The organism is Shimia sp., assembly GCF_022448905.1.
Lineage (GTDB): Bacteria > Pseudomonadota > Alphaproteobacteria > Rhodobacterales > Rhodobacteraceae > Shimia.
In genome coordinates, this window is sequence record NZ_JAKVCW010000004.1 from 221,952 (window position 1) to 237,531 (window position 15,580).

The 15,580-nt window shown below is 57.9% G+C and carries 14 protein-coding genes; 4 read left to right on the plus strand and 10 right to left on the minus strand.

Going from position 1 to position 15,580, the window contains the following annotated elements; all coding sequences use genetic code 11:
- The first annotated feature begins 151 nt into the window (after positions 1-151).
- From MK208_RS06165 to MK208_RS06180, 4 genes are all read left to right on the plus strand, one after another.
- A complete protein-coding gene (locus tag MK208_RS06165; protein WP_294114958.1) occupies positions 152-1,015 on the plus strand; it encodes a hypothetical protein in 864 nt (287 codons plus the stop codon).
- Positions 1,016-1,403: 388 nt separating this feature from the next.
- Complete coding sequence (locus tag MK208_RS06170) at positions 1,404-2,261, plus strand: calcium-binding protein (RefSeq protein ID WP_294114959.1); 858 nt, start codon at positions 1,404-1,406, stop codon at positions 2,259-2,261.
- A 53-nt stretch (positions 2,262-2,314) separates the two neighbouring features.
- Positions 2,315-3,064, plus strand: a complete 750-nt coding sequence (locus tag MK208_RS06175) for a hypothetical protein (protein WP_294114960.1) — start codon at positions 2,315-2,317, stop codon at positions 3,062-3,064.
- Between the two features lie 202 nt (positions 3,065-3,266).
- Positions 3,267-3,776 (plus strand): DUF2087 domain-containing protein, encoded by a 510-nt coding sequence (locus tag MK208_RS06180; protein ID WP_294114961.1) that lies wholly within the window; start codon positions 3,267-3,269, stop codon positions 3,774-3,776.
- A gap of 5 nt (positions 3,777-3,781) precedes the next feature.
- Here MK208_RS06180 and MK208_RS06185 read toward each other — a convergent pair whose 3' ends face one another.
- From MK208_RS06185 to MK208_RS06230, 10 genes are all read right to left on the minus strand, one after another.
- Positions 3,782-4,558: an enoyl-CoA hydratase-related protein gene (locus MK208_RS06185; RefSeq protein WP_294114962.1), complete on the minus strand. Its 777-nt coding sequence runs from the start codon at positions 4,556-4,558 to the stop codon at positions 3,782-3,784.
- A gap of 67 nt (positions 4,559-4,625) precedes the next feature.
- Positions 4,626-5,048: a cytochrome c-type biogenesis protein gene (locus MK208_RS06190; protein ID WP_294115239.1), complete on the minus strand. Its 423-nt coding sequence runs from the start codon at positions 5,046-5,048 to the stop codon at positions 4,626-4,628.
- A gap of 56 nt (positions 5,049-5,104) precedes the next feature.
- Positions 5,105-7,078 carry a heme lyase CcmF/NrfE family subunit gene (locus MK208_RS06195; RefSeq protein WP_294114963.1) on the minus strand — a complete coding sequence of 658 codons (1,974 nt, stop codon included), beginning with the start codon at positions 7,076-7,078 and terminating at the stop codon, positions 5,105-5,107.
- A gap of 58 nt (positions 7,079-7,136) precedes the next feature.
- Positions 7,137-7,691, minus strand: coding sequence for a holin family protein (locus MK208_RS06200; protein ID WP_294114964.1), 555 nt, complete (start codon positions 7,689-7,691; stop codon positions 7,137-7,139).
- Entirely contained in the window at positions 7,682-8,293 is a 612-nt protein-coding gene (locus MK208_RS06205; protein ID WP_294114965.1) for a holin-associated N-acetylmuramidase, read from the minus strand. Before MK208_RS06205 ends, MK208_RS06200 begins: the two co-directional genes overlap by 10 nt.
- A 146-nt stretch (positions 8,294-8,439) precedes the next feature.
- Positions 8,440-8,898 (minus strand): cytochrome c maturation protein CcmE, encoded by a 459-nt coding sequence (ccmE, locus tag MK208_RS06210; RefSeq protein WP_294114966.1) that lies wholly within the window; start codon positions 8,896-8,898, stop codon positions 8,440-8,442.
- A 27-nt stretch (positions 8,899-8,925) separates the two neighbouring features.
- A complete protein-coding gene (gene argC, locus MK208_RS06215; RefSeq protein ID WP_294114967.1) occupies positions 8,926-9,954 on the minus strand; it encodes an N-acetyl-gamma-glutamyl-phosphate reductase in 1,029 nt (342 codons plus the stop codon).
- A gap of 117 nt (positions 9,955-10,071) precedes the next feature.
- On the minus strand, positions 10,072-10,884 hold the full coding sequence (locus tag MK208_RS06220; protein WP_294114968.1) for an aspartate/glutamate racemase family protein: 813 nt from the start codon (positions 10,882-10,884) through the stop codon (positions 10,072-10,074).
- A 13-nt stretch (positions 10,885-10,897) separates the two neighbouring features.
- Positions 10,898-11,800: a lysophospholipid acyltransferase family protein gene (locus MK208_RS06225; protein WP_294114969.1), complete on the minus strand. Its 903-nt coding sequence runs from the start codon at positions 11,798-11,800 to the stop codon at positions 10,898-10,900.
- 156 nt (positions 11,801-11,956) lie between these two features.
- Complete coding sequence (locus tag MK208_RS06230; protein WP_294114970.1) at positions 11,957-15,373, minus strand: indolepyruvate ferredoxin oxidoreductase family protein; 3,417 nt, start codon at positions 15,371-15,373, stop codon at positions 11,957-11,959.
- Positions 15,374-15,580: the final 207 nt, after the last annotated feature.

A 15,580-nucleotide genomic window follows, 5' to 3' on the forward strand; every position in this document is an offset into this window, starting at 1 on the left:
AAATTGGACCGGCGAGTCCTCCGTCCCTGCCTGATGCTATTTCCTCCAAGGAACCACCACGCTCAGGGCGGGCTGGGAGCCAAACTTGCCTCTTGCCAATTAGGACCTGTGTATTTGGCGGCTTATGTGAGCCACAATTTGGAGATGAGTGATGTGGATTTTAGGACTTCTGTTTATGGGCCTCGCGGCCAGTAGTTTTTCCGGCGGTGGCGATGACTCCGACGACGAAACCACCCCCACCGGTCTTGCCAATGACACCCAGCCGGTGGACGACACAACCACCACCGACATTATATCCGAGGACGGCGGTATCGGTATTCTGCTTGAGGGCGGCGACTCCAACAACGATCTGACAGGCACTCCCGGCCCCGACCTGCTAGATGGCAAGGATGGGAATGACACCCTGCGCGGTCAGGATGGAGATGACGGTCTCTACGGCAGCGAAGGCGACGACCTGCTCTTAGGCGGCGCTGGCGAAGACTACATGACTGGCGGCGAAGGGGACGACGCCGTCTACGGCGACAGTGGCAGCGACACGCTCTACGGCTACACAGGCGAAGACACCCTCGAAGGCGGCAGTGGCGACGACTGGATTTACGGTGCCGACGTGACAAACCGGGACCCGGAAGTTGCTGACAGCTATCTTGATCGGGAGCCCGAAACGGAATTTGTAATTCAGGACCCAACGGAGCCGGAAGAGGCTGACACGCTCATTGGTGGCACCGGCAACGACAATCTTTTCCTCGGCGAATATGACACTGGCACCGGCGGCGAAGACAACGACAGCTTCCACATCGGCCATTGGGTGGAAGAGAACGCGCCATTTATCACCGACTTTGACCCCGAAGAGGACGTGATTTCCCTTATCTTGCCAGGTGACGAGCCTCTTCCGACGATCACGGTCGAGCGGGTTGGCGATGAAACCCATGTTTTGGCAAACGATGTTATCATGGCACGTGTCGCCGGAGCTGCTGACGGATTGGAAGCCTCAGATGTCACATTTGTACTTGGGTGATCGCGTCAGCTCTCACCACCCTTATTCCGGTCGTACGAACCAAATCCGGACAACGACTCACCCATCCCATGCGGCCGCGCCCAACAGATCCCGGGCGCGGTTTTGCCCGCCATCTAAGCCCCTTGGGAAACAATAAGCTGCGCCAACGGTGATTGAGCGTCATCCAGCTCAAATACGCTTCAATTTGTTGACACGCATAACGTGTTGTCGCACCTTGCGACCAACTCGGCCTTGGGAGCCGTAGGCGCCGCGTAGAAGACGCGAAATCGGACACCTTCCGAACAGAGAACCGAGATGCGCCTGCCACGGAAATCTCTACATTTCACGCTCCCAATGCCACCGTATCATTACGCGCGCCTGAGTATTGCGTGCCACGAGGAGAGACAGAATGCTGTTTTTGGGTTTGTTACTGGCTGGCTTGGGCATCGCTGCTATCGCTGACTTTGGTGGTTCCGACGATAGTGACAGCGATGACGGTGGCAACACCCCAGATGAGGTCACAACCTCTGACATCATCACTGATGGAGAGCCTGGCGTTATGTACGAAGGTACGGCCGGAGACGACGAAATCTATGCCACCACTGGGTCGGATCTTGCCGCTGGCGAAGACGGAAACGACGTCATTCGCGGCCGCGCAGGCCCTGATGTCCTAATGGGAGGCGAAGGCGACGACTCGCTCTTTGGCCAAACAGGGCAAGACCGTGTCATGGGTGACTCCGGCGACGACGAAGTACACGGTGGTGCCGGTGAAGACACCATGATGGGCGGCAGCGGGAATGACACGCTTTATGGTGGCCCCGGCGACGACGAACTTGTGGGCGCGGACATCACCAATCGGGATTGGGAGCTGGGCGATTGGCACGCTGAAATTACCCCATCCTCCGACCATGAGTTTCAGGCGCCAGAAGCAGATGAGGCCAATGTTCTCTACGGCGGAGATGGAAATGACTCTTTGTTACTTGGCGAAGGTGACACTGCATTTGGTGGCAGTGGAAACGACGAGTTCGAAGTTGGAAGCTGGGTGGAAGACGAAGAGAACGTTCCTGTCGTTCAAGATTTCAACGCGGCAGAAGACATTCTATGCGTTCAGTATCTAGAGGGCACCGAGGAACCATCCATCACACTGGGAAGCGATGGCGAAGAAACCCTAGTATATGCTGACGGACAATTGGTGCTCCGCGTTCTCGGCGAAACTGGCACGCTTGAAGCAAGCGATGTCTGCGTCGCATCCATTTCTTTCTCATAACGGATTGGCCAATTGTCGCCCGCGTCAACAATCAAACTGGAGTTCACAGTACAATGATCTTTGGCCTTTTTCTCGCCGGACTGGGTGTCGTCGCGCTTGCTGGCCTGTTTGAAAGCGACGGCGGCGAGACCGAAACCAATTCGGATTCCATTCCTGAGACAGAGTCGGACCCGCAAACCGACACAGGAACTCAGACAGACACTGAGACTGAGACTGAGACTGAGACTGAGACTGAGACTGAGACTGAGACTGAGACTGAGGGCGCGGGTGATGACGACATGCGTGGCGGCTTGGGAAATGACTATCTGAACGGTGATAGCGGCGACGACTCTATCAAGGGTGGCTCAGGCAATGACACGCTTGTCGGGTACGATATCTTTGGCGACACGCCCTATGTGCGTGAAAACTTCCTGCTCTTCACAGACGAAGAAGCCGTCGCTTGGCCAGAATATCAAGAACCAGATGCGCCCGAGGCCAACACACTTGTGGGCGAAGAGGGCAATGACGCCCTGTTTCTGGGCGCAGGTGACGTGGCTTCAGGCGGTGCAGACCAAGATGCCTTTTTCATCTACGAATGGGCCAATGCCGAGGGCAATGCACCTGAAATCACTGACTTCAACGATGAAGAAGATGTTCTGATCCTGCGCCACTATGGCGAGCCCCCGACTTTGACGCTACAGACGGTCGGTGACGAACATCACCTCTTTGCAAATGACGAACTGGTCGCGCGATTGACGCGTAACAGCGGGCCTGTGACGCTCGAAAACATCGAATTGTTTTCAGTTCCAACGCCTGAAGTTTAACTTCCTGCGCGACACACTTGCCTCCACAGCGACGGTCTCGTATCAAAGGCGCCATGGGTCCGCAGTTCACCCAGGCGCCGCCGGTCACACTGACTTTGCTAAACCTGCGAGACACTTTCGACAGCATGCTTTTGCACGTGCCGTCGACAAGGGCGGCCATCGACCCCGGTTCCGGGATGCACGACATCAAAAGGATGCCCTCATGTCTAAAGACGTGATCCCTCTCTATGTGGCCGACGTTTCGGCCTTCACCAAAACCCTGCGCAAATCCCTGTCTGACCAAGACAAACTGCCCGGCCACGCCGCGATGATGACGCTGGTCGCCAAGGCTGCCGGGTTTCAGAACCACCAACACCTCAAGGCCGCCAAACCGGCGGAAGACACCGCGCTGGACGAACTGGCCCTCAAACGCGCTCTACGCGTGTTTGACGAGGCGGGCCGCATGTTCCGCTGGCCGAAGTGGACCAAGGTGCAAGGCCTGTGTCTCTGGCCGTTTTGGGCGCGCATGCCCGCGCATAAGGACATGTCGGAGAAAGAGGTGAACGAGATCCTGAAGTCCGGTCTCAGCTTTGCCGACCACGTGCTGCTGCGCCGCTCGCTGATTGACCACAAGCTTTGCGAGCGCACCATCGACGGCCGTGTCTACCGCCGCATAGAACAAAGGCCAACGCCCGAAGCGCTGGCCCTCATGAAACGGCTCAAAGACCGGTAAGGGCCTTAGCGCCCCTCGTATTTCGCGGGGCGCTTTTCCAGAAACGCCACAACGCCTTCCTGGAAATCTCGGGTCTTGCCCAACTTGCCCTGACGCTTAGCTTCTTGTTCCATCTGAGCAGTCCAGTCGTTGCCATAGCTCTCCTGGATGGCCTTTTTGATCTGTTTGTACGCCAGCGTCGGTCCACTCGCGAGATGCGCCGCGCGCTTTTTCACTGTGGCCTCATAGGCGTCATCCGCCACCGCTTCCCAGATCATGCCCCAGTCATCCGCCTGACGCGCGCTGATCTTATCAGCAAACAGCGCTGCGCCCATCGCCTTGGCCGCGCCCATGGCTTTTGGCAACTCATAAGTGCCACCCGCATCCGGCATCAAGCCGATGCGCGAAAACGCCTGCATGAAATACGCGCTCTCTTTGGCAATCACCACATCAGCGGCCAAGGCAAGGTTGGCCCCTGCCCCCGCCGCGGCGCCGTTCACCGCGCTGATGGTTGGGATCGGACACTCGCGAATGGCGCGGATCATTGGCATGTATTCGTCACGCAGCGTGCGTTCCAGATCCATGCTCGCCGCGCTGGAGCTGTCGCCCAGATCCTGCCCGGAACAAAACGCCTTGCCCGCACCGGTCAACACCAGCACCCGCGCCTCAGACCCGGCGGCAATCACCGCATCGGTGATCTCTGCCCGCATCTGCTGCGTCATCGCGTTAAGCGTGTCCGGCAGGTTCAATGTCACCGTGGCCACACCATCGGTCACATCATAGGTAATAGTCTGATAATCCATAGGGTCTCTCTCCGCGTCCTACCCTGTCATCGCATCCCGCAGCTTGTGCTCCAAGCGGGACCCGACGTCATTCCTTGAGGATTTCCTGAAGCCGCGCTTCTTCCTCTTCGCTCAACTTGCGTTCCGTTGGCGTGCGGGCTGTGGAACGGCGCCGTGTGTAACCAAAGCCAACGATCAACGCGATCAGCAACATCGCTGGGCCGGCCCCATACAGCACCATATTGGTGCCACTGGTACGCGGCCGCAGCAAGACGTATTCGCCATAGCGGTCGACCACAAAATCCACCACTTCTTCGTTGCTGTCGCCCTCAGTCAGACGCTCGCGCACCAGAACGCGCAAGTCTTTCGCCAACTGAGCGTTGCTGTCATCAATGCTTTCATTGCGGCAGACAAGACACCGCAAATCCTTAGAAATGTCCCGCGCCCGCTCTTCAAGCACCGGATCGTCCAGGATCTCTTCCGGCTGAACCGCCACACTTGACCCCGCCATCAAAAGCGTAAGCCCAAGCGCGGCCGCAAAAGTCTTTAACTTGGTAGTCATCGGTCTCACTCCGCTGGCACGCCACCCGCTGGCGCCTTACGCGCCCCGGCCGCCACGCGATAGCGGCGGTCGGTCAGGCTCAACAGCCCGCCAAGAGACATAAGCAACGAACCAATCCAAATCCAGTTGGTCAGCGGTTTAATATAGGTCCGCACCGTATAGGCTCCGCCCGGCTGTTCATCCCCAAGCGCCAGATATACGTCCCGCAGAATACGATAATCAATCGCCGCTTCCGTGGTTGGCATCGCCGCCACCGGATAAATCCGTTTCTCCGGATGTAACATGGTCACATCGTTGCCATCCTTGCGCACACGGATGTCCGCCATGGTTGTCAGGTAGTTTGGCCCTTCGGTTTCTCGTACACCTTCCAGCGTGATCTCATATGCGCCAACCATATAGGGCTGTCCAATCTGCGCGACGCGGATGTCTTCCTGCTCCCAGGCCATCAGCCCGGCCACGCCAAGAATTGTCACACCAAATCCAGTATGGGCTACCGCCTTGCCCCAATCCGCACGTGGCAAACGGGACAGGCGCCCCAATCGGTCGCCAAGCGACCCGCGCCCGGTGCGCGACATCAGGTCCACACAAGCCCCCATCAGCAACCAGGCCCCAAGGAACAGCCCCACCGGGCCCAAAAGTGAGCGCCCGCCTTGCACCGACCAGGCCAATCCGCCAATGGCCACCGCGAGGACAAAGGCTGGGATCAGCGGCTTTACCACCTTGCCAAGCTTGGCGCGCTTCCACGGCAACATCGCCCCAATCGGAAGGATCAATCCAAGCACCACCATGAAAGGGGTGAACGCCATGTTGAAAAACGGTGCACCGACGCTGAGCTTGCGGTCAAAGAGCATTTCGCTGACCAACGGCCAGATGGTGCCGATGAAAACCACAAAACAGGACACGGCCAGCAGGATGTTGTTCAGCACCAGCGCGCTCTCGCGGCTGACCACCCCAAACACGCCCTTTGCTTCCATCTCGCTCGCCCGCGCGGCAAACAGGGTCAGCGCACCGCCGGTGAAGAACACCAGAATGCCCAGGATAAACACGCCCCGATCCGGGTCATTGGCAAAGGCATGCACCGAGGTGATCACGCCGGAGCGCACAATAAACGTCCCGATCAGCGAGAAGCTAAACGCCATAATCGCCAGCAGGATGGTCCAGCTCTTTAGGCTCTCCCGCTTCTCCACAACAATAGCAGAGTGCAGCAGGGCCGCTGCAAGAAGCCAAGGCATGAACGACGCGTTTTCCACCGGATCCCAGAACCAGAAACCGCCCCAGCCCAATTCGTAATAGGCCCACCAGGACCCCAGCGCGATGCCGATGGTCAGGAACACCCAAGCCGCCAGCGTCCAAGGCCGCACCCAGCGTCCCCAGGCCGCATCCACACGGCCCTCGATCAACGCAGCAATGGCAAAGGAAAAGGCCATCGAAAGCCCGACATAACCAAGATACAAAAATGGCGGGTGCAATGCGAGGCCCACGTCTTGCAACAACGGGTTCAGATCGCGCCCGTCAAACGGCACCGCATCCATGCGTTCAAACGGGTTGGACGTGAACAGAATGAACGCAAAAAACGCCACGGCCACCGCACTCTGCACCGCCAGCGCGCGTGCACGAATGCCAGGCGGCAGGTTGCCACCAAACCACGCGAGACAGGCGCCAAATAGCGTCAGGATCAACACCCAGAGCAGCATAGAGCCCTCGTGGTTCCCCCAAACGCCACTGACCTTATAGATCATCGGCTTGAGGGTGTGTGAGTTCCCCGTCACCAGCGCCACAGAGAAATCCGAGGTCACAAAGGCATAGGTCAGCGCCGCAAAGCTGAACCCAGTAAACAGGAACTGCAATCCTGCTGCTGGTTCGGCCACGGCCATCCAGCCGGGCCAACGCTTCTGCGCGCCTACTAAAGGGACAATTGCCTGCACCACTGCGGTGACGGCGGCTAGGATCAGTGCGAAATGGCCGAGCTCAACTATCATGGCCTCAATATAGTCCGAGGCTCAGACGGGGCCAATGCAAATCGACCCGGCAAACTGATCACTTTGTCGCGCCCCCACTGGAAGCTTGCTGCCAATCCAGAAGCACCGGATTGTCGCCCTCTTCCATCGGTGAGCGCGCCTGCGTTTGCACTGGCCCTTCAAGCGCGGCAAGGGTTTCAACTACCTCAGGAACACGCTTCAAGTTATCCGCTATAGAGCGTTGAAATTCCTGTCCTTTGGCCTGATGTCGCGCACCAAAGTAAAAACTCACCACCACACCCAGCAGCCACCACATCGGCTCCGGCACCAAGGCTATGCCGCTCATGCGCGCGGCAAACCACACCGGGTCCACCATTGCGCTGACAAACAGCGCCAAACAGCCCAAGGCCATGGCCGGACGCGGCAGGCGATTCACCGCATCCATCACCCGATCAAACCTCCCGCGATCCTGCGCCCGAAACTCCGCCATATGCCCCTGCATCGCCGCGATCTGTACATCCTGCGCCCGCTGCGCCGCGCCTTCCGCGTTTTCGCGAAACACCTCGGCGGTCTCTTTGAGCACATTGCGCCCGCCGCCAAACACAAAAGACAACACCCGCTCGATCATCCCCATGACGCCACCCGCTTCTCAAATTCCTGCTGCGTTAGGTGATACCTAGGCGAGATGAACTCCTCCGCCCGCTTGATCCAGCCGCCCTTCTTACCGGCCCGCGACCGCGCATATTTGCGCGACTTCGGCCGCAGGTCGGCCAATCGGAAATAGTAGTTCCGCCGCGCCACGCCGTAAGCGTCTGCCAGATGATCCGGCGCCATATCCGCCGCCACTTTGCTCGCGGCTATGGTCTGCGGCCCGATTTTACCGTCCACAGTCACTTGCTGCCCCATCTGCCCCAACAGGCGCTGCAGGATTTTCACCGCATTGCTGCCCGCATTGACATACATATCAAACACCGACGCCTGCAAAACCTCCGGCAAGCGATCCACCTTTGGCCTCTCAAAGTAGTGCCGCAGATAGACCGCCTCCGCATCCGCGGGCGTCAGCCGCTTCACATCCGCCACATCGACATCGCCGTCCCCGTCCTTATCCAGCCCCAACCGACGCGCTGTGGCCAGCGTCACGCCCAAGTTGGTCGCCCCGCCGGGATCATCCGGATCATTCACAAACCCGCCTTCCCGCGCCACAATCTCCTTTGCCACTTGTCGTACGTCCAACATCGCAACCTCCTGTGTGCCTCATGACACAGGCTGCCGCCCCGACTATTAAACTGCCGCCACCCTTGCGCACGCTGCCCGTTGCGCCAAAGAGAAACCCCGCAGGCTGTGCGGCCCACGGGGTCAATTCTTTGCAATATTACGACGACTTAACTGTCGCCACCCTCTTCATCATAATGCTGATACACGCCCTGCTCTTTCAGCGCGTCGACGACCTCTTTTGGCATGTAGGTCTCATCATGTTTTGCGAGGATCTCCGTCGCAACAAACACACCATCCACATAGGACCCCGTGCCAACCATACCCTCGTTTTCCTTAAGAAGGTCCGGAAGCACACCTGTGAATGTGACCGGCACCGACGCGCCGCCGTCCGTCACGGAAAACCGCACGGTTTCGCCCTCATCTCGCACCAGCGTGCCTTCTTCAACCAAGCCACCAATGCGAAAAACTTCGGTTGCGGCGGGCGGTTCTGCGATCACTTGCGAAGGCGAACGGAAAAAGTTGATCCCATCCCGCATGGCGTACCCAATCAACGCGGTCGAGATAATCAAGGCTACGAAGGTCAGGATAATCACCTGAATCCGGCGTTGCTTTTTTAGGCTTTTCATTTGTCCTCTCCGGCGCCCTCGCGCGGTTTACGGGAAACAAGGCGCCAGCATCAGGCCAGCCGTCTCATCTTCTCCCAACATCAGGTTGGCGTTCTGCAACGCCTGGCCGCTGGAGCCTTTGGTGAGGTTGTCCAAAACCGCAATCACCATGGCCCGACCGTCAATCCGATCGCCGGTCACGCCGATATGGCAGAAGTTGGAGCCCCGCACGTGCCGCGTGCTCGGCGCTTCGCCAAAAGGCAGCACCTCGATGAAAGGTTCCTCAGCATAGGCTTTTGCCAACGTGGCATGGATCACCTCTGCGTTACCCTGCACATACACGGTCGCCAGAATGCCCCGGTTGGCTGGCACCAGATGCGGGGTGAATTGCACTTTCACCTCGCGTCCCGCAATCTTGGAAAATTCCTGATCGAACTCGCCCAGATGCCGGTGCGTGCCGCCAATTGCATAGGCATGATAGCCTTCGCTCAGCTCCGCGTGCAGGAGGTTCTCTTTCAAGGACCGCCCTGCGCCGGATACTGCACACTTCAGGTCGAGAATGATTTGATTAAGGTCAATCACATCCGCCTCAATCAGCGGGCGCAGTGCAAACTGACCTGTGGCCGCATTACAGCCGGTTCCAGCGACAACGCGCGCCGTTTTGATCTCGTCCCGATAAAACTCGGTCAGGCCATAAACAGCCTCTTTCTGGATCTCGAGCGCATCATGCTCTCCGCCATACCATTTGGCGTATTCCTCAGGATCGGTCAGACGGAAGTCCGCACTCAAATCGACTACCTTAACATCAGAAGGCAACGCCTTGATTACTTTCTGAGAAGTCGCGTGCGGCAGCGCGCAAAAACACAGATCCACACCACCAAAATCAATCTCATCGATCTTGCACAGGGTCGGCAGTTTCAAGTGCCGCAAATGCGGAAACACCGCCGCCATCTCCATGCCCGCCTTACGATCTGCCGACAGTGCAACAATTTCCATGCTGGGATGGGTGGCGATCAAACGTACAAGCTCTGCTCCGGTGTAGCCGCTGGCGCCAAGAATTGCGATTTTATGGGTCATGTTGTCGACCTCTTCCCTTCGTTTGGCCGCAGCCTTCGCGCGACCATCCCCGTCACTTGCGGGGCTAGATAATCAGAAATGTGTGAAATTACGAGAGCCTGCGCCCCCTCGCCGCAGTTACGCAGCTTGGAAGGTGATTTGTCGTCGCAAAAACTGGGTCGCGCGATCACTCACTTTGCGAGGATCACCCGTGGTCAGGAACAAATTGTCTGTGCCTTGCCCAATCATTTTGGGGTGCCGCTCCAAATAGTCTGCCAACGAATCTGCAACCAGATTGGCCTGACTATACACATTTACATCCGCACCCAAAGCGTCCTGAAAGGTGTCGTGCATAATCGGATAATGCGTGCAGCCCAAAATCGCCGCCTGCGGCTCCGGCATTTTGCGCTTCAACGCATCAACATGGGACCGCACCAGCGCTTCGGCCAGGATCATGTCGCCCTCTTCAATGGCATCCACCACCCCGCCACAGGCCTGCGCTTCCACGTCCACGCCAATCGCCCGAAACGCCAGCTCGCGCTGAAACGCCCGGCTCGCCACCGTTGCCGGTGTCGCAAATAGCGCCACATGTTTGACCTCAACCTCACGCGGCGGCGAGTTGTCGCCCCAGCTGCGCTCAGTCAGCGCCTCAATCAAAGGCACAAACACGCCCAATACGCGCTTGTCTTTGGGAATCCAGCTTTCCTGCATGCGGCGCAGTGCCGCCGCACTGGCTGTGTTACAGGCCAGGATTACCAGATCACAGCCCGCATCCCACATCCGCTCCACGGCGGCGGTGGTCAGATTATAGACATCATCGGCATCACGCACACCGTAAGGCGCGTGGGCATTGTCTCCGAAATACACCAAAGGCACATCTGGCAAGCGCTTGCTCACCGCGTCATAGACGGTCAGCCCGCCCAATCCACTGTCAAAGAGTCCAACTGCCACGCCACACCTCGATCTACCTGTTTGCGGCCTTCTGGCCGTCAAGCTTATGTTTTTCTTCAAACTCAAAGCCATATCCCATTTTGCGGATTGGCTTTGGAGACAAAGAATAGGTGCGTTCCCGCAGGAAGTCCATGAGCTCCCAGGTGTCACTGGCGCGGCTCTTGATCGCAGCCTGCTCCACAGGCTCGCCAATCACCACACGCACCGGTGTGTCCACACGTTTTTTGAATTCGCGGATCAGGAAGCCCATACGCAGGGTGTAATGCAAATGGCTCGCCACCTGGAACAACCGGCTGGTCTGCCCGTCAAAGAACACCGGCACCACTGCCGCTTCCGATTTGGCAATCATCCGCGCCGTGAAACCACGCCAATACGGGTCAAACGGACGTCCAAACGGCTTGTCCGCAGTCGACACTGTGCCGCCTGGGAAAATCCCGATTGCACCGCCTTGCTTGAGATAGTCCAGCGACACTTTACGGGTCCGCAGGTTCAGCTTCACCGCTTCCCGGTCTTCATCAAAACTCACCGGCAGGATCACTTTTTCCATGTCCTGCGCCTTGCGGAACACCTGATGCGCCATGATGCGAAAATCACCGCGCGTGACGCTGAGCATGTAACCCATCATCAACCCGTCCAGAATGCCGTACGGATGGTTGGCAATCATCACCACAGGCCCGGTCTTTGGGATATTGTCGAGGGAACCGCCAATCACGTCCAGCGTCAGGCCATAACGCTCGCGCATCACTTCCCAGAAGTCCCGTCCGGCGGCCACTTCATCCTCATAGCCGGCAGCCCGCTTGATCAATCTCAAACGGCCAGTGGAGTTTTCCAGCATGCGGATCATCGCCTTGCCGCTGCGCGTTTCCGCTGCATAGGCATAACTGATGTCACGTGCATTGTTGATCGCGTAAGTCATAGCAGTTCTCGAGTCGCAAAAACACGGCCTCCCTATGACAGATTTATGAATGAAATTTAACCCCCTTCCGTAGCGTCAAATGGTGACAGGGCAAACCGTGAAACCCCGTTAAAAACATACGGGATTTCTTGATTTGTCATTTAAGTTTTGACGCGCCTATTCAGCGGCCGCAGCCACCGCATCTCGCTGTTGCAACGCCGCCAGAAGCTCTTCGCGCCGTTTTGCAGCTTTGGCTTCATTCGCCACTTTGACGGGCCCAAAGCCTTTTATCTGCAACGGCAATTCCGCCAGCGCCACTGCGGCTTCCGGTGCCTGCGCCCCAAAATCGGCAACCACTTTGGCCATATCCGCCTCATACTGCGCAATGAGCGCCCGTTCCATTTTGCGCTCCGGATGACGCCCAAACGGATCCAACGCCGTGCCCCGCAGAGCTTTCAACTTCGCCAAAATCGGGAACATACGCATCATGCCCGCGCCATACTCGGTCTTGAGTGGACGTCCGTTTGGCCCCTCTTTTGCGAGAAGTGGCGGCGACAGGTGCACCTTCATCTCAAAGTTGCCTTCAAAGACCTCCTCTGCCTTCGCCCGCGTCTCCAGATGCAGGCGCGCGACCTCATATTCGTCCTTATAGGCCAATAATTTATGGTACCCCAAAGCCACCGCCTCTTTCAGACGCGCATCCTCAATGCCATCCACCAGCTTGCGGTATTTCTTCGCTAGCCCGTTGCCCTGGTATTTCACCAGATGTTCCGCACGGAAGGCGATCTTCTCCTCCAGCGTCTTGGGCTTCTGCACCACTTTCGGCTCCAACATGCTTGCCGCCTGCTCCGGGTAGAGCACCGCCCAGCGTCCAATCTCAAACGCCCGCAAGTTCTTCTCCACCGCAGCGCCGTTGAGCTCGATCGCGCTCACAATTGCCTCATGGCTGACCGGCACCAGACCCTTTTGCCAAGCCGCGCCAAACACCATCATGTTGGAGAAAATCGCATCCCCCATGACCACACGGGATAGCTCAGACGCATCAAACAGCGCCAGCTTTTCACGCAGGCGCGCTTGCAAGGCCACCTCCAACCGCCCAGTGGGTAGTTTGAATTCCGTGTCCTGCGTAAAGCTGCCAGTGATAATCTCATGGCTGTTCACCACCGCGCCGGTGCGCCCCGCAGAGGTCAGTCCCAAGGTCTTCGCCCCGGCACTCACCACCAGATCGCCCCCAATCAGGGCATCACATTCGCCCGTCGCCACACGCACGGCGCTGATCGCTTCCGAGGTCTCGGCAACACGGCAATGGATATGTACCGCCCCGCCCTTTTGGGCCAAGCCAGCCATTTCCATCATGCCTGCCGCTTTTCCGTCAATCTGCGCTGCCTGAGACAGGATTGCACCAATGGTCACAACGCCGGTGCCACCAACTCCGGTGATCACCACATTATGCGTGCCCTCAATCGGCTTGATCTCCGGCATCGCCATCGGCGGCAATTCCAAGGCCGCCGTGGCGCCTTTGCGGATTTTGGCGCCTTCGACGGTCACAAAACTCGGGCAAAACCCGTTGAGGCAGCTGAAATCCTTGTTGCAGCTCGACTGGTTGATCTTGCGCTTGCGCCCCAACTCGGTCTCCACTGGCTCAATCGAAATACAGTTGGATTGCACCCCACAATCGCCACAGCCCTCACAAATGTCTGTATTGATGAACACCCGACGATCCGGATCAGGAAACTGCCCCCGTTTGCGCCGACGCCGCTTTTCGCTGGCGCAGGTCTGCACATAAACAATGCAGCTTACACCGCTGATTTCTCTAAATTTCTCTTCGACATTCACCAGCTCCGCGCGTTCATGGAACGTGATGCCAGCCGGGAACACGGACTGATCCACATCCTCTTTCTCATCATAGACCACCGCCACATGCTGCACCCCCATGGCGCGCACTTCGTCGGCAATTTTCTGCGGGCTCAGCCCGCCATCGTTGGCCTGCCCGCCGGTCATCGCCACAGCGTCATTGAACAGGATCTTGTAGGTGATGGTGGTGCCCGCCGCCAACGCCGCGCGGATCGCCTGCACACCGGAGTGATTATATGTCCCATCCCCCAGGTTCTGAAACACATGTTTGGTCTTGCTAAACGGCGCCTCGCCAATCCAGTTCGCGCCCTCGCCGCCCATATGTGTATAGCCAGAGGTCTCCCTGTCCATCCACTGCACCATGTAGTGACAACCGATCCCAGCGTAGGCGCGACTGCCTTCTGGCAGCTTGGTGGACGTATTGTGCGGACACCCGGAACAGAACCAAGGCGTGCGCACCGCAATATCCTCGGCATTATCGGCCCGTTGCGCTTCCTTTAGCGCGTTCATGCCCGCCTTCACCGCGTCAGTGCCGCGGCCTTCCTCAACAAAAATATCGCCCAGCTTCTCAGCAATCATAATCGGATCAAGCGCGCCCCGCGTCGGGAACAGCTCTTGCCGGTTTAGATCACTCAGTCCACCTTTGTACCATCCGTAAACCCGCCGTCCGTTGCGATCATCAAACAGCGCTTCTTTGATCTGAACCTCGATCAGCTTGCGCTTTTCTTCCACGACCACAATCAAATCAAGCCCTTCGGCCCACTCCCGGAAGGTCGTCATATCCATCGGAAACGTCTGACCGATCTTGTAGGTGCTGATCCCCAACCGCTCGGATTCCGCTTCATCAATGCCCAGCAGATCCAGGGCATGCACCAAATCCAGCCAGTTCTTTCCGGCGGCCACCAATCCTATCTTCGCACCGGGTTTGCCCCAAATGCGCTTGTCCATCTTGTTCGCCCGCGAAAACGCTTCCGCCGCTTGCCGCTTGTAATCAATGATCCGCGCTTCTTGGGCATGTGGCGTATCGTTCAACCGGATGTTCAGCCCGCCTTCGGGCATATCAAACTCCGGCGTCACAAACTCCAATCGATGCGGGTCACCATTGACCACCGCCGTGGCTTCAATGGTGTCCTTCATGGTTTTCAGGCCAACCCAAACGCCTGCAAACCGGCTCAGCGCAAGGCCGTACAGGCCAAAATCCATGATCTCCTGCACGCCTGCAGGGGACACCACAGGCATATAGGCATCCACGAGCGCCCATTCTGACTGGTGCAGCACTGTGGAGCTTTCGCCGGTATGATCGTCGCCCATCGCCATCAGCACACCGCCGTTGGGGCTGGTGCCTGCCATATTGGCATGGCGCATCACGTCCCCTGTGCGGTCCACCCCAGGCCCTTTGCCGTACCACAGACCAAAGACGCCATCGAACTTGCCTTCTCCGCGCAGCTCCGCCTGCTGGCTGCCCCACAGCTGCGTCGCCGCAAGATCCTCGTTCAAGCCGGATTGAAACAACACGTCATGCGCGGTGAGCTCTTTCTCGGCCCGCATCATCTGACTGTCCACAGCGCCCAGCGGTGATCCGCGATACCCTGTCACATAGCCAGCGGTGTTCAGCCCAGCCTTCGTGTCCCGTGCCTTTTGCATCAACATCAACCGCACCAAAGCTTGTGTGCCGTTTAGCATCACATTGTCTTTGGTCAGGTCCAAACGGTCGTTCAAAGACACCTTCTGGATACTCATCTTGCGCTCCCCTCGCTGGACGGTCATTCCAATATACGGAAAATATTAGGTCGCAGAATCTGACCTATGCAATAATTTTTTTTGAACACCCGTTCGTTTAGCGCTTCTCTGTGCCGCCGAGGACACCGCAACACTACAGTGTAGCCATTTGTCTTAACACAATAAAACCGGCGAAAAGCACCTGTCCGCCGGTCTTTATTCAAGCTT